Consider the following 20,870-nt stretch of genomic DNA (forward strand, 5'->3'; position numbering starts at 1 on the left):
TCATTTTCTTCAAAAAACATATCAACCTAATTATTATTCCCTTGTTAATACAAACCTTACTTTTAACTTACCAAACCAGTCTGGCTTTTTTCCATCTGGGTAAGTTTCATCAAACATAGTGATATCTAAAACATTATCTTTAATTGTGTATTGATAAAATTGCTGACCTCCTTCAAAGCCAGCAACCTTAGCAATATCGGCTATAGTAGAAACGGTTGAATTGGTATAAGTGTAACTACCACTATTAAAAACGATTGTTTTAAACGAGGCTAAAATTTCTTCATTGGTCGGTTTAGATAGTTTTTTAAATGGCTTGCGTTCATTTTTCCAAGGATTGTAAAGAATGACATATCGCTTAGGGGTGAATATAAAAGTGCCAGTAAAAGCTTGCATTTGTGAGTGGGTGGCCTCAGGGTAGATATAATGGATCTCTTTCATTTTCCAAGAACCGAGCAATGGATTGTTTTTAATTTTATCTTCACTAAAACAACTTAGCGGCAGCAAAGTAATAATCAAAAAGAGCAATTTTATCAAGCCATTCATGTATAAGATTTCCTAATCGGTTGTTGTTGAGTATAAAGCGTAGTATATCACTGCTTATTACTTTTTTATTGATTCTTTAGATATTATTAATAGTAAGCTGTTTTAAATAAAGCGATTAGTATGGCTTGAAATGCTATGTACAGGTTGAGTCTGTATACTCGGTTAAAATATATCTTTATGGTTTATTTTAGTCAATGTTTTACAGATTCTATCGAGAGATATTCTTCTTAATATGCAAATTAGCATTGATTAAATATTGTAAATTGAATAATGTTATTGTATTCAAGCAAGTGGATAATAGGTTAATAAATCAACCTATTGACATATTCAAAATAAAAAGGAGATTACAATGGACAAAATAGTTATATTCTCTATCCTCATTTTTATTTCAATTGATGCGAATGCTTGTAGTTGTATTCCTACAAAACCTGAACAGCGGGTTATGAGTGCTGATTCAATTATAGAGGCTAAGTTAATTTCTGCCGGTTATAGTAAAGGGAGCTACTTAACGCATGAAGTTGAAGGTAAGTTTAAAATATTTAAAGTGTATAAAGGCAAGTTAAAACGGAATACTTATTTGCAATTAACAACTTCAGACAATGAAGGCCTGTGTGGAATGCCGATGGTTATAGGTCGCCATTATTTAATATTCAAAAGCAAAAATAGTAATTCAATGGGAATTTGTAGTGGCACAAGGTTTTTGGGAAATGGCGAATATCTTAAAAAGCTAATGCCTTATATAAAAAATTACCACCAGAAAAAATAGATATTATTTTAGCTAAAACACTTCTTCATATTTTGTGATACTTAACATGAGCCGTTAAGTTTTTATTCTTTTCTGTACAATAATCGTACAAAGCATCTGCTAAATGGACTAATTTGGCTGAATATTGCTAATAAATGTCTGATTTTTTATATGACTTTCTCTGAATATTGCATAAACTAACACGCATTGGATCGGTTAATTTGAAGTGTTTTCTTATTATTTTAATATAAAGCTCGCTAAAATTAGAAAATTTATAAAAGCAATAAACGGTAATATGGTTAGGGTTGTTTTTTGAGAGCTAATCATTTTAAAGGGGGAAGTATGTCTGAAGTGACAGTTGAGTCATTGGGGTTTAAACCAACTAATAAAGCGCCTTCGTTATTTAGTTTGTATGGAATTGGTTTTCGGCTTTACGCGAGTTTAGACAAAAGTGAACATAGTGACTTATCAATTAAAGTGCTTTACTTAACCATATTTTTTATACCGGTTTTAGCCTTTGGTAAATATTTAATACAAACCCATGAAGGTAATGATTATATTATTGGTAAGAAGGGAGTATCGGTAGTATCAAAATTATGGAATAGTACAGTGGCTTTGTTTATCACTGTATTTATTGGGGTAATTGCTTATCAGAAGTATATCAACTCGCCTGATTATATCGCTTATCAACAGTACAAATCGGCGCAAGTTGACATTGAAAAGCAGAATTTCAGTGACGCCATGAGGAAATTAAAGTCGATTTATCAAGCCCAAAATGGTTACTCTGAGCGTTCATTAGTACTGATTAAACAGCTAGCAGATAATAAAAACCTGCAACAGCTAGAGCCAGCTCAAAGCTTGGTTATTCTTGAGAAGATTAAGTCTCTCAGCAAATTATTCCCTGATTTAAACCAAAAATACATAACATTTTTTGAATTGTATCAACAGCAGCATCCTAAAATTGCAATTGCTTTAGGTCGGTTTATTGTTAATAACAGCCAAGATGAAACGCTAATTAAAAAATATGCAACTAAGAGCTATGCGTTATTGAAGCAGTTATTTGCTAAAGAATCTGGTGATTTAGATTTGGCAACACAATATGCTGAGCTAGATGAAAAGCTAAATGAGTGTAAGTTGTGCTTCAGTATTTTACAGCCTTTTAAAAGTGAATTGGGTAGTTCCGAAGCCGCCAGGATTTTGGGACAAGTTTATGCGAGTCAAATGCAATATGAAAATGCCTATGAGTTGTTAGCCCCTTATGTTCGTTTAAGACTGGGGCGTTACCATGATGCAGAAAAAAAATATAACAATGCTTTGGATGAGAGTTGGCAAAAAACAATAGAATATTTGAACCAGGGGGCTGCCCCGCAATCATTTTATGATTCCTATGATACCGCTGATAAGGAAACACAAAATCAGTTAGTTAATGAGCTTTATATTAAACGACGCGATGCTTCACCCAGAGTGAATGAAGCTAAAGAGCAATATATTGCGTCAACGACAATTGTTCCTGTTGCACTTGATTTAGGTATTATTATGCTGAACAGAGCATTATCGCAAACGGATTTAAAAGAGAGAGAAGAATCACTTAAAGCCGCAGAAGAAACTTTTCTGTCGGTAAAAGGTTATGCGGGTGATAGTGATGATTATCAACTTTATCTAGGGCAAGTTTATTATTGGTTAGGTAAAGAGTCTGAAGGCGAAAACTTGTTTTCTGCATTAATTGATAAGTATCAGCGTAGTCATCAGGTTTTATTTTCATTGGCTAATACATTACGTAGTTTAGGCGCGGAATCAAAAGCAAAAGAGTATGCGTTAGAAGCTTATAATAGTGCAACAGAACTCACTGACAAGCACCGTTATGCACATACGCTTTCTATTTTATATCATGATCTTGATGAAAAAATAGAGTGGTTGGAAAAATCAGACCAATCTAATTTATTTATAAAGGCTGGAATACATTCGACTAAAGGTCATAAAGCGGTAAAAGATAATAATAAAAAGTCTGCTTTAAATTACTATCAAAAAGCAATTGATATATACAAAACAATACCAGAGGATGCAACTCAGCTTAATAATATTGCTTTAATTTATTCTTCAAAATACTATGTGGGAAATAACCTAAATGACTTCAATTTGTCATTAGAATATATGGATAAAGCGATCAAGCTAGTCCCTGAAGATAGCACGGTTTTGTTAAATGCCGCTCATCAACATTTAGAAAAAGCTTATATTGATGTTTTATCTAACTACATTGAACTCAACCTGCTCGAAAGTTCTTTATCATTAGATTATTTTTCTTTTCTTTATCGCAACGATAAGGAAAAAAATAAATTTAGAACGCTATTAAGTAATAACGCTTCGTTTAAGAAAGCATTAAGTTATTTGCAAAAGAGTTTGCTGATTGCCCCTAAAAATGCAAATACATTAGGTAATGTTGTTTCTATTTATCGTTTTTTTAAAATGAACGATGAATTAGAGCAATTAGCACAAAGATTTGAAAATATCTCGCTTGATATTGAAAGTCAAAAGGTATCGATTGCTGAATATAGAAATGATATTAATACAGAAAAGCTGATTGAAAATTATAAAAGAAACATAAAGAATGAAACCGAGAAGCTAAATAAAAATAAAAACCAACCTGTTAATCTTGCAATTATTCGTTCAGAACTACTTAATAATCGCCTTTATTTAAAGACTGTGGGGCAACATGTTGATTTGAAGGCTTTAATTAAATTAGCAGAGTTGAATTATAAAGAAGCTCCTTCTTCGTCAACTCGTGGTGACTTTGAGAATGTTCTGTTAGAGAAAATAATAGAAAAAGGTATTGCTAACAGTGAAAAATTTAGTGCTTTTTATAATGATTATGAAAAAGTATTTAATCGAACAGTTTTGGTGGCTATTGCGCTTGATAAATTTCCAGAATTTAAAAATGTTTTTATTACTTCTGCCGAAGGTAAATTATTAGAGTCTTTGTTAGTGAAAGGGTATAAAGCTTTTCCTGATGGACAGAGTGTAACTGACTGGTTTTTATTACAGCACTTTGCTAATCCTATCGCAAAAGAGGTTAAGTTTTCTTTGTTATCTGATGAGTTAAGAGAGGTAAAGAAAGTTCTTTATGAAAAAGTTTCAGCTAATCAAGAACAAGTCATTGCTCTGGAAATTCTTTCTTTATTGTTAGAGGGAAAAATTTCACAAGCTAAACAGTTAAATAAGCAAGCCATTGCAGATGGATTGGTTTTTCCAAAAGTCAGTATAAAAGAAGTTTAATTCGAGATTTTAACGCTTGTTAGTTACGATAGTATTGTGCTGAAAGTAATGAGTAAAGCATAATGAGTAAAGCATAATGAGTCTATAATGTCTCTGCAAAAATGTATTCGGGAAGTCAAACGAATGACTTCCCGTCATTTATACCTATCTAAAACTATAATCTACACCGAGATAAACATATTGCTTTGTTCCGCGACCGTAGGTGCTAACTGAGTTACCTGTAAAGCCAGGGGCAAACTTTCCTTGATTATCAAAAATATTATTCATACCACCATAAATTCGCAACTCTTGATCTTGGCTAATATCCATATTGTAAGAAACTGACAAGTCGTGTCTTACATAAGAAGGATAGTAAAGGTTAATGGGGACTTCTGGATTAGTGATACAACCTGCCTGATCGGCACTGGCACACCTTGCGTCGTTATCAGCTACGTAGCTAAGATAATCTTCTTCATATTGTTGGCTGTCTGTCATTTTGCCCAACCATTCTGTTCTCCAGCGTATACGCCAATTATCCCATCGATATACAACCGAAGCTGAGGCTCTGTCTTTAGGAATACTTAAGAAGCCATCTTCTCGTACTGTTTTCAGTCCATCGGGTGTATCGAATGTGGTTGATACTTCACTGGCGTGAGAGTAATCGAGTTTAAAACTTAAATTACCCATGTCCTGTAAGTTAAAACGATATTGCATAGCGACATCAACACCTCTTGAACGTAAATTTTCAAGGTTTTGTTGTCGTTGCAATACTTGGTTAATTTGTCCTTCTTCGTTTCGCGAAATATCTTGACATAGGCTATTGTTAGGCCCAAAAGGTTCTGATGAGTTATAACAGCCTCTAATAATATCTTCATTGCTGATTAGCCCAATAGCATCAGATATTTCAATATCGTAGTAATCAATTGCGATATCAAAGTTATCAAATGGATTGGAAACAAAACCAACAGTTAATGTGTCTGCTGTTTCTTCAATTAAATCGGGGTTGCCGGTATTAGGTGAATAGCCGTTGTTATCATCTTCAAAAGTTGAACCATCGGCAATGACGGCAGCAATGGTGGGTTCTTGACGGCAAGCGTCATGGCCTGGCAATGTTGAAGTGAGGGTTACGCCATCACAAATATCGCTGAAACCATCGTAATCTCCTGTTGGCACACCATCGAGTTCGTCAATATTTGGTGCTCTTTGTGAGCGTGATAAATTCGCTCTAATTCCGTAGCCGTCAATAAATTCCCAGTTAATACCTGCACGGTAGCTTTTGACTAAATCTATTTTGTTTGAATTGTAGTCGGCAAGGCGTAAAGATAGATCTAAATCAAGACTTTTTGCAGCTGGAGCATTACGCAATAGTGGTACGGCAATTTCACCAAAAGCTTCTTTAATGGTAATTTCACCATCTAAATTAGGAACAATGTTGTAGGTGATTCCACCAAATCTGGCACCGTCACTGGCGTTAACCACAGTGGTATCTTTACGGTATTCAAAACCAAAAGAGCCTGCAACTGCACCAGCAGGCATATCAAATAGTTCGCCCGAGAGATAACCCAGAACATTGGTCATTTCTACTTCAACATCAACGGTTGGATTAACTCTGATCCAGTCGGCCATTTCTGGTGTTACTGAGCCTATACCAAATATGTTAAGTGGTACACAACCAGCAGCGCGGGCTGCTGCGTCTCTACATTGTATGGTTCCATCGGCTAGTCTTTCTGAATCAAGGGCTTGGGCCTGTTTTCTAACATCAATTTCATTCAGTCGTGTTAAATCTTGGTTAAAACGACCAAAGCCGACCGATAAATCCCACTCCCAGGTATTATCAAAAGCAAAGCCTTGAAGACCTGCCCAAGTGCGTATGGTTGAACGTTGATTGTCAGTTGTTACTTGACCAACTTCGTAAAAACGTCTATCCCAACTGATACTCGAACCAGCATTATCTGCTATGAGTGCCGGGGCAAAAGGATTATCAATGCTGATAGTACCTGGTCTAACATTGGGGAGTGGATCGCCTGTAGCCGGATCAAACAAGGTAACTGAACCACTTTCATTATCATTTTCTGGGGACTTAGTATTGATTGATTCATTTTGATTGTATTGAACTTGAAAGTAGGAGGATAAGTTATTACCAAAATCATAGTCGAGTTTGAAAGCGAGGTTGCTACGATCAATCGGGGTTCTTACCCAAACCCACTGTCTGGTATTTACTCCGTCTCGCTCTTCTCGCCAACCGGTTCGTAAAACGTTGTTTTCATCGTACCAAAAACCACCATTTTGAATGCGATTTAAATTGCTAGATTCTTCAAACACTCCGCCTGCGGTACCATCATCACGGCTGCCCCAATCGGCAAGAGTGATATCTCGCATACATTGGCGTCCGTCAGTTTTTGTGAGCATTCGATTACACATTAATTCGTTATCATAATCGTGACTGGCTTCAATTTGAGCCCGATCATGATCATAAAAGCTGACACCAAAATTTCGATCGGCTTCTGCACTAAAATAGGTGTAGCCTTTACCGTTATCAAACGAACTACCAAAGTTAAACTCTAGACTGTGTCTTTCTCCACCACCTTCTGGCCTGTATCCACCTTTGGCTTTTATTTCAAATCCTTCTTTGTCTTTTTGGGTAATTATATTGATTACACCAGAAACCGCATCCGAGCCGTAAACTGCTGATGCGCCGCCTGACAGTGTCTCAATGCGATCAACCATGCCAGAAGCAATGGTACTTAAGCTAATAATATTACCATTTTTACTGTTGGAAACCACACGGCGACCATCAATCAGAATGAGTGTTCTATCACTACCCAGATTACGTAATTGAACCGTTGATAAACCGGTGTGAGTTATACTGGACTGGGTGTTGGTATTACTTGAGGCTTCAGAGATTGAAGGAAAGTTTTCCACTAAAATATCTTGTAATGATGATGAACCTGTATCTTGTATTGCATCGAGTCCCATTGTGGCTATTGGTGCAGAAGTTGTATAGCTATCTCGTTTAATACGTGAGCCAGTAATCACTATTTTGTCGTCTTTATTTTTTTCTTGCGAGTCGGTCTTTTGTGTTAATTGCTCTGTTTTTGGCAACGGATTTTTGGGCGATGTTTCTTCATCTTGAGTTGCGCTTAATGCTATACCGGGCATTAGTAATGCCAATGAAACAGCGGAAACTAGTGCTCGCTTATTAAATATTGATCTCATAACTTTCCCCATTTTATTATTTGAATTGACAACTGGCTTTCTAGGATTTTTTAGCTGATTTTGAGATATTTGGATATATCAAGATTAGCTAATGTTGTGTGGCCATTGCTACGGCCGAGTATCTCGTTATCCTGCTTTGCTTCACAACATTTATAAGCTCTATTCTTACCCTCTTATTACTCGATTAAATATCTATTCCTTTAAAATCAATAAGCTAGATTTATTATCGCTAGGTTTTGTATGATTTGTACTTGTTCTCTTTTAAGTGAAAAATGTTAGCGGGATGATTGTGAACATTGGTTTAATGTGGTTAAAAGTGAGTGCTTGCTTTGGTTAAGTAAAAAGTTCTGATATTAAAAATATTGTTTATAAATTCTCTTAATGAGTTCTGTGTTATTGCTTAGTCTTTTTCTTGATTCTCTATTTTTTGAGTGCTGGATGAAAAACGTTAACCTGTAGTGATTCTATTACAAGAAGAGTTTCCAATAGATTCAGAGGTATAGAAGGCGAGGATATGAAATGTTAAACTGGATAATTGGGTGAGCTTCATTGGTAACCAGTAGCTGTTGTTCACCGAATAAATAAGATATATTAAACTTAATTTATTTTCTGGTGGTCTGGATTAGCATTCCTTTATGAACGATATTATTCAATTAAAAATAGGTGACTGTCACATATTTCCGCAGGAATTTGCTATTCAATTCGGTGATGAACACAAAATAAGCCTACAGCCAAAGTTTATAGAAGTTATTTTATATTTAGCTAATAATTATCCCCGTATAATTTCTCGAAACGAACTTATCGATAATGTATGGAATGGAAATTATTATGTTGGAGAAAAGTCACTCACTAATGCCATTTGGCAAATTAGAAAAAATTTAAGGTGTGAGAGTAACGACTCTGAGGTTATTGAAACCATTAGAAAAAAAGGTTATCGATTATTAATTAAACCAGAAATTTTGGAAGTTGAAAGTATAAAAAATAACCCAACTGAGCTGGCTAAAAAATATTTCACCTGGGAAAGAATGACTACCTATGCGCTTGTTGCTGTCATCTGCCTCTTTTTAGGTTGGTACTTTGCAGGTACTAATGATTATGTTGGAACTGCTACGGTAAAGAACATTACGACAGAACCTGGCCAGGAAATTTTTTCTTCGCCATCACCCGATGGCCGATTTATTGCTTATCGTTGGCGAAGTCCTGAAAATGATCATAATTTATTTTTGAAAGATCTTGAACAACCAGATATTCCACACAAGCAATTAACTTTTGGTAAAGTGCATGCCGGACATTCAACTTGGAGTAATAACGGAGAGTATCTGTTTTATTCTCGGGCTGATTATCGAGTGGGAGTTTGCGATATTATTCGATTGAATATTGCCACTCTTAAAGAAAAGAAAATTGCTGATTGCCCAACAGATAGAGGCTATCGATATATTAGCATTTCACCTGATAATAAAACACTGGCCTATAGAAGCAACCATGAGCCTGAAGTGGGTAGCGGTATTTATTTTATTAATTTACTCGATGAAAAGGCTACACCAATTCGATTTTCTTGTAAAAAAGATTGTGGCTACCGTGACAGAGATATGGCATTTTCTCCTGATGGTAAAAGTATTTTGGTTTCGAGAAGATATAATGCCTTGTCAGAAAATTTATTTTTAGTTGATCTGGTTAGCAAAGATACAAAGCAAATAACTTATGCTCAGGAGAACATTGTAGGGTTTAGCTGGCATCCCAAAGGAGATAGAATTGTTTATAGTACCGAACGAGCTGACGTTTATCATGGTTATTTACTTAACTTAAATACTGATAAAACCTATTCACTTAATTTAGACGGTTTTTCATTTCCAGTGTTTACCAGAAATGAAACCCCATCATTATTTTATTTACAAATCAGTGAAATTCATGACATATTAACGTTTGATATTGATGCTGAAATTGCTAGCAGTCCTTTTCCAATATTGCGTTCAGAATTTAGTCATCGGACACCTGATTATTCATCTGTCAGTAAACAAATTGCTTTTGTTTCAAATGAAAGTGGTCATTATGAACTCTGGCTTTCTGATATTGAAGGAAACCATCGAGAACGGTTAACTAATTTAAAATCTTATGTTCGTTATCCTCGCTGGTCTAACGACGGTAGCAGAATTGTTTTTCTCGCACAAGTTGGTGATAATCCAGGGAGAAAGATACATATCATTGACTTAAAATCCAGGCAGCCAAAAGTGTTGAATACTGCTTATGCTGACCATGATAGGCCTACTTGGTCACTAGATAACCACTCTATTATTTCGTCAGTTACACAAGATAAAAAAACAAACTTATACCGTTTTGATATTGAGTCAGGGAAAGCAAAACAGTTAACTTTTAATGGCGGTATTTTTGGTGTAGCTTCAAGTTCAGATAAGTTATATTTTACTAAAGAGACTCAACGAGGCTTATGGCAAGTGGATTTTAATAGGAACATTACTCCCACTGAAAAGCAAGTGATTAATTCAAATAAGTTTATGTCTCGTTATACTTGGACTCATACAAGTAAAGGTATATTTTTTAGACAGACTAAAGACAATCACCAGAGAATAAGCTTTTTTGATTTTAAGCATAAAAACATTATTCCTATTGTTAAATTGCCCGGTGTATCTTCAGAAAGTTTTGGTTCATTAACTTATGTTGATGATAAAAAAACGTTGATTTTTGCTCAGAGAGGCAAAGATCAAGGAAATATTAAGCAACTAAGTCATCCTTTATTTGATTAATAGAAGTTAAGCAGGCTTTGCATTATCAAACCATATATAGCTTGAGCGATGACCAAAAGGTTGAGTTATTAACGATTAAATTGACTTAATATTTTTTGTTTTGCTTTTTGATAGTTCTCATCACTGAGCCAGCCTTCTTCCATGAGTTTTCTATGCCATTTATTTTTTTCTGCAAAAAGTTTAGGAGAGTTTGGTAGCGGATTATTGATGATCGCCTTTTCTAATTGTTTAATAAATTGTGATACTTTTGTTTTGTTAGATTTTCGGCTTAATAATATGACTAAAGGCGCTTCTCCAGACTCAGTTAAAAACACTATTTTTTGTTGAGCAGAAATAAAAAGAGTGACTAATATTGATAAACTTGCTATGAGTAATAAGCCAATGAGTAAGCTGTTATTAATAAATAAAAAGCCAATAATATTGAGAGCAAACAAAACATAAAATAAGTTTAATAACTCTGTACGCTTGATTGGCTTAGCTTTGGGTTGCAAAAAACCAACATGGAAGCTTAACGCTTTTGAAGAATTACTTTTATTATCATGCTTGATTAGCTGAATATAGTGTTGATTGATTAGTTGATATTGGAATAAATTATGTTTGTTCTTAATCGTTAACTCAGATTCAATAACTTGCTGTTCTTTCTTGGGGGCTATTAAAATTGGGGTTAAATCTTCGGGAGTTTCAAGAACTATATCTTCGATCATATTACTTCACATCGCCAATCAGGTTGTTGATACATTTAAAGAGGACTCTAACAGTTAACATATTTTTTGAATAACATCTAGTAATAGTCGCAATATTGAGTTATGTGATGATTAAATTGAGCGTTATGTCTAAAATTATTGTGTATTTTCAGTTGTAATTTACTTGTTATATTGACAGCTTTTTAAGATAACATTTGACTGTTTCATCTATCTTCAAATTTGAGTAAAAATTCACATCTCTTCTTATTTGTTATCAAAAATATTGCTTTATCTTAATGTTATGTTATAACATAACTAATATCTATTTTGTGGATATTTATGGTTAAGAAAAAGAGTTTTTATGAACAGACAAGTATTTTATTCATGGTGTTTAACTGCCTTGCTAACGAGTAATATTCAGGCGAAAGCTATGGATGATAAAACAACCAAAGGTAGTTCTGGCGCGGCTCATGACGAAAAAGTTATCCAGGTTTTTGCGTCTAGAATATCTGCAACAGCTAATGAAATTCCAGCCAGTATTTCTGTGATTGATAAAGAGCAAATTGAAAAAATCATGCCCAATAAGTTATCTGATTTATTGCGTTATGAAGCAGGTGTTACCGTAGAAAGCTCAGGGCATAGGCATAGTGATGCAGGGATCAATATTCGCGGGATTGGTGGTAATCGGGTACTAATGGTAAAAGATGGCGTTTTATTACCCGATGGATTTGGTTCGGCGGGAGTATCCCAAGGGCGGGGGAGCTTTGATCCTTTTAATCTTAATCATGTTGAAATTTTAAAAGGACCAGCTTCAGCTTTGTATGGTAGTAATGCTTTAGGAGGAGTTGTATTAGTTAATACCGCTGATCCAAAGGTGCTTTATGAAAACAATGACAACCAAGCCTATGTATCACTGAATACGGGTTACTTTAGTGAAGACAGCAGAACTCGATTAGGCATAGCCACTGCCACTAAGATTGGTGCAGGTCATGGTCTGTTCCAAGCCCAAACACAGTTGTTTGAAGACATTGATGTTAATAGTGACTTTATTGTTAATCCTAAAGAAGGTGATTCAGATAGTGTCTTCTTTAAGTGGGTATATGAAGGCGAAAAGCAAAAAATAGTGTTAACGGCGGAACATTATCAACAAACCGCCGAAAATATATTGAATACTAATATTAGACCTATTGCTGGTCCTCCAGGAACAGCAATTACCGAAGCATTGGCTGATGATGAATCAACGCGTCAACATTTAGGTATTCGACATGAACTGTATGACTTAAGTTGGAGTGACAAGGTTCAGTGGCAAGTCGATTATCAAGTATCTAATTACAAACAATATGAACACGAACGTACGCAAAACCCGGGTATGGTTATTTCTCCTATTCCAACCTCTGATAAAGTTGTTGAAGAGTGGGAAGATTTTGAGCAAAAACAACTCAGCTTTTCTTTGTTACTTGAAAATGAGTTTGAAGAACAACACCTTCTTATTGGTTTGGAAGGTCATAGTAAGTCGATTGAACGTCCAGTTGATAAACGTTTGACTGATAATATTGCTGGTACAACAACCAATATCATCAATGGTATTGTTCACCCTGGAAAAACTTTTCCTGACGCTGATGTTTTAAAGCTGGGTTTTTTTATTCAGGATCACATCACCATAAAAGAATATTTAAAAGTGATTGCTGGTTTGCGTTATGATTATTTTAAAAATTCTCCTAAGCCTGATCGGTCTTATCAAAACTTTAATTTAGCCAATGCTCAACCCTTGGGTTATGACGATAAACAAGTGTCACCGCATTTGGGAATGGTTTTTGATATGACTGAGCAGGCTTCTTTTTATGCTAATTATTCTACCGGATATCGCACCCCTCCAATAGCAGAACAGTATATCAGTCGTTCAATTTTGATCCCCGTCCCCGGTGTGCCTCATGAAGTGATCCCAAATAATCAACTTGAGTCAGAAACCAGTGAAGGAATAGAAGTCGGGTTGCGTTGGTCGGATGATAACTATCATATTAGCTTGGCGGCTTATCAAAATAATTATGAAGATTTTATTGATAGTCGCACCATTGGTTATAGAAGTATGCCGCCATTGTTTACAGGTGCAACTGCGATCCGCCAAATTCAATATCAAAATGTTGATGAAGTTGAAATTAAAGGGATTGAACTGAATGGTACGGTTGTTATTGACTCTTTGCTACCTAATGGATGGCATGGCGATTTTAATTTTTCTGCCAATCATATTAAAGGAAACAACAAACAAACTGGTGTTGGACTAAATAGTATTCCACCGAATAATTTAGTTTTAGGTTTTACTTTACAACCAACTGATAGTTGGCAGTTTAGCTGGCATGCTCGTGCTGTTGATAAAGCTGATGATGTTGAACCTTTAGTACATCATGGTCAGCCTTTGCCAGCTTTTGAGCCACCAAGCTATCAAATTTTTGATATGAATGCCATTTGGAATATTTCAGAAGAATTGGCACTTAATTTTAGTGTTTATAACTTAAGTGATGAAAAATATTGGGCAGCACATAATAAAGGTGATAATGCCAATGCTGACTTGGACGCTAAAGTCGCACCGGGTAGAAACTTTGCTGTCTCCGCAAGTTATCAATTTTAATGTGGATGATCGTTTACTACTCATTTTTTAGGTTAATTAAGTGTCTTAGGTTAATTAAATGTCATTTTTTCGTAATAAAATTTTTTTGTTCAGCTTATTTCTGGTTTTAGTTATATGCATTGTAGCTGTTTATATTTACCAACAAAAAATCAGTAAAACTCAAGTAGCATTAGTTAATTATCGAGATTTTCAAATAGCAAGAATGATGACCGCTAATGATAGTGACTGGGTTCAATTAACTAAACTGAATAAATCTACTATTGATGAGTTTGAAAATTATGATGTAATCATGCTGTTTGGCCGCGGCCTTTCTCTTGATGCTGAACAAATCACAGCATTAAATAAGGCAAGTAAAAATGGCGTTAAGTTAATTGTTGAGTCTGCGACTAACCCTAAAGTTGATGTAACCAATATTGAGTTTGAGCAATTAGAAGTTATCAAGGATTACTTAAAGTATGGTGGTAAGTTTAATTACCAACAATTATTTCGTTATATCCGTATTGAACTTGATAAGAAATTATTTGGAATTGATAAATTTAAAGCAGCAAAGGTAATTAATAATGATGTTTTGTTTCATTTGGATGAAGATCAATTATTTACTCAGGTGAGCGATTATATTCAGTATTACCAAACCTTAAAGCAATATAATTCTAAAGGGAAAAAAATTGCTTTGCTGACAAGTGTGCCAGGTCCATTTAACGCCAACCGAGATCACCTTGACTCATTAATTAACCAGCTCGAAACGAAAGGCATGCAAGTTTATCCTATTGCTAGTTTTCAAAGACGTTTAGAAATTGTTAAGCAAATTCAACCTGATGCTGTCATTATGTTACCGCATGGTCGTATGCACCTGGGAAGCGGTCAGCAAACGATTAGTTGGTTAAAAAAACAAAATATTCCATTATTTGCTCCCGTTTCTGTTTTTGAAAATTATGAACGCTGGCTTGATAATCCTCAAGGTTATAGCTCAAATTTATTAACCATGAATGTAGTTTTACCTGAGCTTGATGGCGCAATTGTACCTTATGCAATTAATGCCCAGTTTAGCGATCTGAATGGCTATCAGGTTTTTAAATCAATCCCTCAGCGGTTAACCGCATTTACTGATTTATTAGCGCAGTGGTTTGAGCTTAAAGAGACACCTAATGCGAATAAGAAACTGGCGATTGTTTATTTTAAAGGGCCTGGCAAAAATGCTTTGGTTGCTGGCAATATGGAAGTGGTACCTAGTTTATTTAATACGTTACATCGATTAAAAAAACAAGGGTATCATTTAGGTGATTTGCCAACAGATATTGAACAATTTAAATCGGCATTAAACCGACAAGGTAATGTTATGGTGCCTTATGCGAAAGGTTTAATGGAAAAATTTTTTAAAACAGCCGATCCGGCTTTAATTCCAGCGGAACAATATACCAACTGGTGTCAAACGGTATTAGTCAACGATTTATGTAATCGAATCAGCCAAATATTTGGTCAGCCCCCTGGTGATTTTATGGTGTTGGAAAAGCAAGGTAAAAAGCAAATTGCGGTTGCCCGATTACAATATGGTAATGTGGCATTACTTCCGCAACCGTTACCCGGGCTAGGTAAAGATACATTTAAGCTGGTACATGGTACTGAAAAGGCTCCGCCTCATAGTTATGTGGCTCCTTATATGTGGATTAGAGAAATCTTTAAGGCCGATGCGATTATGCATTATGGTACTCATGGTAGTTTGGAGTTTACGCCGGGCAAGCAAGTGGCTTTGTCATCTTATGACTGGGCTGATGCACTTATTGGCAACTTGCCGCATTTTTATGTTTATACCATGAGTAATGTTGGTGAAGCGATTATTGCAAAACGTAGAACCTATGCAACCATACTTTCTCATCTGACTCCGCCATTTCAAGAAGCAGGTTTATATAGCGAACTTAAATCACTTGATAATTTGGTGGCGCAATATAGTTTGACGCAAGGTTCTGTACAGCAAAATATTCAAAAAGAAATTAATCTTTTAATTGAGCGTTTAGAGTTGCAACAGGATCTTAATCTTACGCCGGAAATATTAAATGCTAATCAAAAACAATGGCAAGCTCAAGTTTTAGTACCTGTTTCTAAGTGGCTTGAAACTTTGGCGCAAAGTAAAATTACTCAAGGCTTATATTCTTTAGGCAAACCTTACAGTGAACAGCAAGCAAAACAAACTGCCGGTTTAATGGCTATTGATGCACTTATTCAAAGTTTTAGCGAGATTGAAAAATTACAAAACGCCGATAAAACAACAACTACACCACAACAATTAAGACAGCAAGCAAAACAATGGATAGCGCGTCGCTTACAAGGCGTTAGCAGTGAGGTGTTGCTTAGCGAGTTGATTAAACCAGAAATAAAAAAGCGCGTCGATGAGTGGCTTACTGCGAACCCAACCATATCTAACAGCGATATGATTAAAGGTTTTATTGCGCTTTCTAAGAAAAGCAAAAAGATTAAAACGACTCAGTTAACCCAATCAGAATTAATGGCGCTCACAGCGAAAGTGATGTCTGATGAAGATAGTCGAAAGTTTCTTCAGGGACTCGATAATGAACAGTCTTTTGCTCATGTAAGTAAAGCATTGGATCCAGCAACAGCTGAAAAAGCCGGTTTGCTAGCCAAAGTGATTCCTGCAATTGGTCGTGCGCTAAAAGAGTTAAAAAAGCCCGAAGTTAAACAACTTGTAACGGCAATGCAAGAGAAGTCAGTGCGAGAAAAAGTGATGCTTTGGCTGAGTAATGACAACTTATCGAATCAAGTGGCAGAACAAAAAGCATTGCGACTTAAACAATTACAAAAGCAACTATTGATAGAATTACCGGAAGTGATGCGACAGCTTTCGTTATCTCATCATCATTGGAAACTATTAACAAAAAAACTCAAGTTGTTGGAAGATACTTTGGAGAGTATTCAAAGAGAGCCGGAGTTGGTGGTGGCATTAGAGGAAACGTTAACAAATGAGTATAAAATGACGAGTTCTCAGTTAACGGAAACTTTGTCGGCACAAATTAAGCAAACCTCTACCGCTTTAGCTGCCAGCCGTTTAGAAGAACAGCAATTAGCTGCGGCTGTCATGTTATTTCAACAAACTTTGACTCAAATCGATCGATTTAAAACCTATTTACAAGATGGCCCTCAACACGAGTTTACGGCCATCACTAATGGACTTGACGGCGGCTATGTTGAGCCTTCGAGTGGCGGTGATCCAATATTAAATCCATCTGCATTGCCAACCGGACGTAATCTATTTTCCATTGATGCGGAAAAAACGCCTTCAGTAGCTGCGTGGAAAACCGGCAAAGAGATGGCTGATACTTTGTTGAAACAACATTTACAAGAGAAAGGTCAATATCCACAAAAGGTGAGTTTTACCTTATGGCCAAGCGAATTTATTCACACACAGGGAGCGACAGTTGCTGAGGCTTTATACTTGCTCGGTGTTGAGCCGGTACGCGATCCTTTTGGACGTGTGCAAACACTTAAACTGATTCCTTTATCTCAGCTTGGTAGACCAAGAATTGATGTTGTCATTCAGTCCGCAGGACAGTTGAGAGATTTAGCTGCATCGCGTTTGGCCTTAATCGAAAAAGCGGTTGTGATGGCTGCAAAGGCCGATGAAAATAATCAGGACAACTTTGTTGCCAAAGGCGTAAAGGATGCTGAGCAATATTTATTAGCACAAGGTGTTGCACCGTTAACGGCTAGAACCAATGCCTATCGCCGAAGTTTTGGGGGACTTAATGGCGCTTATGGTACTGCGATTATGTCTCAAGTTGAAAAAGGCGATGTGTGGCAGGAACGTAGTGATATTGCCAAACAGTATCTAACGAATATGGGAGCGGTTTATGGTGACAGTGAATCTTGGGGGGATTATCAACCCCATTTATTTGCTGCTGCATTACAAAACGCAGAAATTGTTATTCATCCTCGGAGCGGCAATACTTGGGGAGCCTTGAGTCTAGATCATGTTTATGAGTTTATGGGAGGATTGAACATTGCCGTTGAACACGTCACCGGAAATGCCCCCAGCGCTTATTTCAACGATTTTCGCAATGCTAATAAAGCCAAATTACAAACTTTAAATGAGGCTGTTTGGGGAGAAGTGCGTACCACTTTATTAAACCCTGCCTTTATAAAACAAATGACTCTTGGTGGCGCAAGTAGCGCAGAGAGTTTTGCTGAAACTTTTCGTAATACCTTTGGTTGGAATGTGATGAAGCCTGAAGCAATCGATGACAGTGTTTGGGACCAATTGTATGAAGTTTATATTGAAGATAAAAACCAACTGAATATGCGTGCTTTTTTCGAGCGAGAAAACCCTTATGCATTACAAGAAATGACTGGTGTGATGTTAGAAACAGCAAGAAAAGGGTTATGGCAAGCAACAGAAAAGCAATTGATCGAGATTGCCGATTTACATGCTGAAATGGTTAGTGAGTTTGAAGCTGGTTGTGGCAGTTTTACTTGCGGTAATAAAAAGTTGCAGGCTTTTATTCAAGATAAAATTAGTGCAAATACACAGCTAGCGCAAAGTTATCAAAAGGCGATAGAGGTTGCTCAAAATACAAGTGATACAACATCTGGTGTCGTATTGAAAAAACAGCAAAAAACAGCGCAGCAAAAACAGCAGAAAAAGCCCACAGATGAATCAACTAAGAGTGATGAAAAAATAGCGAATAGTGATGTGAGTCCAGCAGATAATAATGGTTTATGGTGGTTTATATTGTTACTGGTGCCCATAGTTTTCTTGGTATTTAGGCGAAAGTAATGTTCGGTATTGAGCAGTGGTTACCACTGAGTGGCGTATTAATTTTAATACTGCAAAGTGGAGAGATAAAGAAAATCTCTAGTCATCGGTGGTTAGCTGCCTGTTTGATAACTATTGGATTGATAATTGTTTTCGCCAATCAATATTTAGTGCAATATAGTACTGTTCAGTTGCATCAGTTGTTACAGCAACATGATAAACTTGTCGGGTTAATTTTATTACTCGATACATTGCTTATTATTTTTAGCAGGGCGAACTATCCTGTTCCATCGTTAACCGCATTCATTGCGCTATTTTATTTTCAAATGCATTTTTATCAGTTAGGCTGGTTTAACTGGACATTTACCACACTCGCTATTCTTTATGCTTTTATTGTTATTAGTTTAATTTTTTTAATAGGTCAATTGAGTCATCGGTTAACTATGCTGAAATGGGGCGTGCTTAGCGTTCATTTTATGCTAGTGTCAATTGCGCTTATGCAACCGCCCAGTTTAAATTCAGATATGCCACCAGTGAGCATTTATTCACTGGGGCTTAGTCTGATTTTTTTTATTGCACTCATATTTGTAGGTTACTGCTGGTCTTCAATAAAAAACGTATTGTGCCAATTAGTCAGGCTACTTAAGTTAAAAAAAGTGTTTAACTTCAGGAAAATTTTATGACACTCATTCAACAGTTTTTATATTTAATTACTTCAGGTTTAATGATTCCATGTGTTGCTTATCTACTGTTTTTGTTAGGACAAAGTTTAGTAGCCGCAGGCCAACAAATTCATCAAAAGCGGTTTCACCGCCAGCGCGAGTCTTTAACGAAATTGATTAAAAGTGAAGGCGTTAATGCGACTGATAATGTTGATGAGCAATTTGCGGTGTTGAGAATATATGATGTATTAACTCAGGTATTACAGTGCAAAGACAAGGCATTGTGTAGCTACTTAATTACCGAATTTGAAGCCAGTAGCGATAGATATTTAAATCGATTTATTAATATGGCAAAGCTTGGGCCTATTACAGGATTAGTTGGAACATTAATTCCAATGGGGCCAGCATTGCAAGGGCTAGCTGATGGTAATATTCAACAACTGGCTGCTCAAATGCAAATTGCTTTTACGACAACCGTGATTGGTTTAATTATTGGCGCTATTGGGCTGATATTGTTTCAAATGAATAAGCGAGAAGTCGTTCAGGAGTTGGCTTTACTTGATTTCATATTAGATAGAAAGGTGACGGCAGATGAGAGCACAAAATAGAAAAAGGCGTTTTATTGTTGATAATAGTGATTTAAATCCAATGAATATGATTGGTAACTTATTCGATGTTGCTATGGTTTTTTCAGTTGCTTTAATGGTCGCTTTAGTGAGTTATTTAGATGTTGCAGATATGTTGTTTAGCGATGATTTTACGATGGTTAAAAATCCTGGTAAAAAAGATATGCAAATTGTGACTAAGGAAAATGGTCAAATAGTTCGCTATCAAGCTGAGCAATCAAATAGCACTTCAAGTAGCCGAGGTAAGCGAGTTGGTACCGCCTATCAGCTTGATAACGGTGAAATTATTTATGTGCCTGATGACAGCAATTCCCAATAATATTTCTTACTTTGATGTTTGTTAAATTTCTAACTATTACTTACATAAAGCTGTGAGCATCTTTATAGTAAAGTTCGGTTTAAGAGATACAGGGATATGTACCCTCATATCAAACCAGAACATACACATGTTGAAAAACTGCTAACAGACTTTGCTAAAATTGAAAAGCCGACTACTGCCGATTTTGCGGCATTGAAAACACGTGGTAAAATATGCGATTACCTTGATAGATATCGGCTTAAAGCAGCAAAAATGACTGATGAAGCTTTGGAGACTGAAAAACACAGGTCATCTAGATTAGCTAGGTACATGAAACAAGCGGGAGATCCCCGCCCCTCAAACCGCTGTGATTGCCATGCGATAGTTTCGGGTAATGTAGAGCTTGCTATCGGAGCAAGGGCTTTACTTGCTTGGCTAAAAGTTAGAATCGATGACCCGCATAATGGTTGCTGGCTACCAAGAGATTGGGAAGATAGGAAATACATGCCGAATTATCTTCGAAATGGAGTCCCTCACAAGAGAATTCATCATCGAGAGTACTATTTATGGCTTGCTACTCGTTTAAATCAAAATATTGTGAAAACCCCAGAACAATTAATTAATGTACTTAGATTACTGCGTAAAGCGCTACAAAGCGGGGCTGTTCCTAAAAGCGTGATGCCTAAAACTGGACTTTAAAT

Annotated in this window: 12 protein-coding genes; 9 read left to right on the plus strand and 3 right to left on the minus strand. The window is 36.2% G+C overall.

Annotated features, from left to right (window positions below):
• Window positions 1-33: 33 nt before the first annotated feature.
• Window positions 34-543 carry a hypothetical protein gene (locus ACT5E3_RS07870; protein WP_444997750.1) on the minus strand — a complete coding sequence of 170 codons (510 nt, stop codon included), beginning with the start codon at window positions 541-543 and terminating at the stop codon, window positions 34-36.
• Between the two features lie 349 nt (window positions 544-892).
• On the opposite strand from ACT5E3_RS07870, the gene ACT5E3_RS07875 reads away from it, so the two are divergent.
• Together ACT5E3_RS07875 and ACT5E3_RS07880 are read left to right on the plus strand one after the other, a co-directional pair.
• Window positions 893-1,309 (plus strand): hypothetical protein, encoded by a 417-nt coding sequence (locus ACT5E3_RS07875; protein WP_444997751.1) that lies wholly within the window; start codon window positions 893-895, stop codon window positions 1,307-1,309.
• A 321-nt stretch (window positions 1,310-1,630) separates the two neighbouring features.
• On the plus strand, window positions 1,631-4,558 hold the full coding sequence (locus ACT5E3_RS07880) for a hypothetical protein (protein ID WP_444997752.1): 2,928 nt from the start codon (window positions 1,631-1,633) through the stop codon (window positions 4,556-4,558).
• Between the two features lie 144 nt (window positions 4,559-4,702).
• On the opposite strand, the gene ACT5E3_RS07885 is transcribed toward ACT5E3_RS07880, so the two are convergent.
• On the minus strand, window positions 4,703-7,753 hold the full coding sequence (locus ACT5E3_RS07885) for a TonB-dependent receptor domain-containing protein (RefSeq protein WP_444997753.1): 3,051 nt from the start codon (window positions 7,751-7,753) through the stop codon (window positions 4,703-4,705).
• A gap of 635 nt (window positions 7,754-8,388) precedes the next feature.
• Between ACT5E3_RS07885 and ACT5E3_RS07890 the strand changes: the two genes are divergently transcribed.
• Window positions 8,389-10,512, plus strand: a complete 2,124-nt coding sequence (locus ACT5E3_RS07890; RefSeq protein WP_444997754.1) for a winged helix-turn-helix domain-containing protein — start codon at window positions 8,389-8,391, stop codon at window positions 10,510-10,512.
• A gap of 68 nt (window positions 10,513-10,580) precedes the next feature.
• Here ACT5E3_RS07890 and ACT5E3_RS07895 read toward each other — a convergent pair whose 3' ends face one another.
• On the minus strand, window positions 10,581-11,216 hold the full coding sequence (locus ACT5E3_RS07895; RefSeq protein ID WP_444997755.1) for a hypothetical protein: 636 nt from the start codon (window positions 11,214-11,216) through the stop codon (window positions 10,581-10,583).
• Window positions 11,217-11,556: 340 nt separating this feature from the next.
• Here ACT5E3_RS07895 and ACT5E3_RS07900 point away from each other — a divergent pair, with 340 nt between their 5' ends.
• The 6 genes from ACT5E3_RS07900 to ACT5E3_RS07925 all read left to right on the plus strand — a co-directional run bounded on the left by ACT5E3_RS07900 (window position 11,557) and on the right by ACT5E3_RS07925 (window position 20,868).
• The gene (locus tag ACT5E3_RS07900; RefSeq protein WP_444997756.1) at window positions 11,557-13,821 is read left to right on the plus strand and encodes a TonB-dependent hemoglobin/transferrin/lactoferrin family receptor; all 2,265 of its coding nucleotides are present in this window, start codon (window positions 11,557-11,559) and stop codon (window positions 13,819-13,821) included.
• 58 nt (window positions 13,822-13,879) lie between these two features.
• Window positions 13,880-18,604 carry a cobaltochelatase subunit CobN gene (locus ACT5E3_RS07905; protein ID WP_444997757.1) on the plus strand — a complete coding sequence of 1,575 codons (4,725 nt, stop codon included), beginning with the start codon at window positions 13,880-13,882 and terminating at the stop codon, window positions 18,602-18,604.
• Entirely contained in the window at window positions 18,604-19,266 is a 663-nt protein-coding gene (locus ACT5E3_RS07910) for a hypothetical protein (RefSeq protein WP_444997758.1), read from the plus strand. The genes ACT5E3_RS07905 and ACT5E3_RS07910 overlap by 1 nt, the downstream gene beginning before the upstream one ends.
• Window positions 19,263-19,853, plus strand: coding sequence for a MotA/TolQ/ExbB proton channel family protein (locus ACT5E3_RS07915; RefSeq protein WP_444997759.1), 591 nt, complete (start codon window positions 19,263-19,265; stop codon window positions 19,851-19,853). Before ACT5E3_RS07910 ends, ACT5E3_RS07915 begins: the two co-directional genes overlap by 4 nt.
• Window positions 19,837-20,190 (plus strand): DUF2149 domain-containing protein, encoded by a 354-nt coding sequence (locus ACT5E3_RS07920; RefSeq protein WP_444997760.1) that lies wholly within the window; start codon window positions 19,837-19,839, stop codon window positions 20,188-20,190. The genes ACT5E3_RS07915 and ACT5E3_RS07920 overlap by 17 nt, the downstream gene beginning before the upstream one ends.
• A 96-nt stretch (window positions 20,191-20,286) precedes the next feature.
• A complete protein-coding gene (locus ACT5E3_RS07925) occupies window positions 20,287-20,868 on the plus strand; it encodes an AHH domain-containing protein (RefSeq protein WP_444997761.1) in 582 nt (193 codons plus the stop codon).
• Window positions 20,869-20,870 lie beyond the last annotated feature (2 nt).

This window comes from Aliikangiella litoralis, assembly GCF_052495765.1.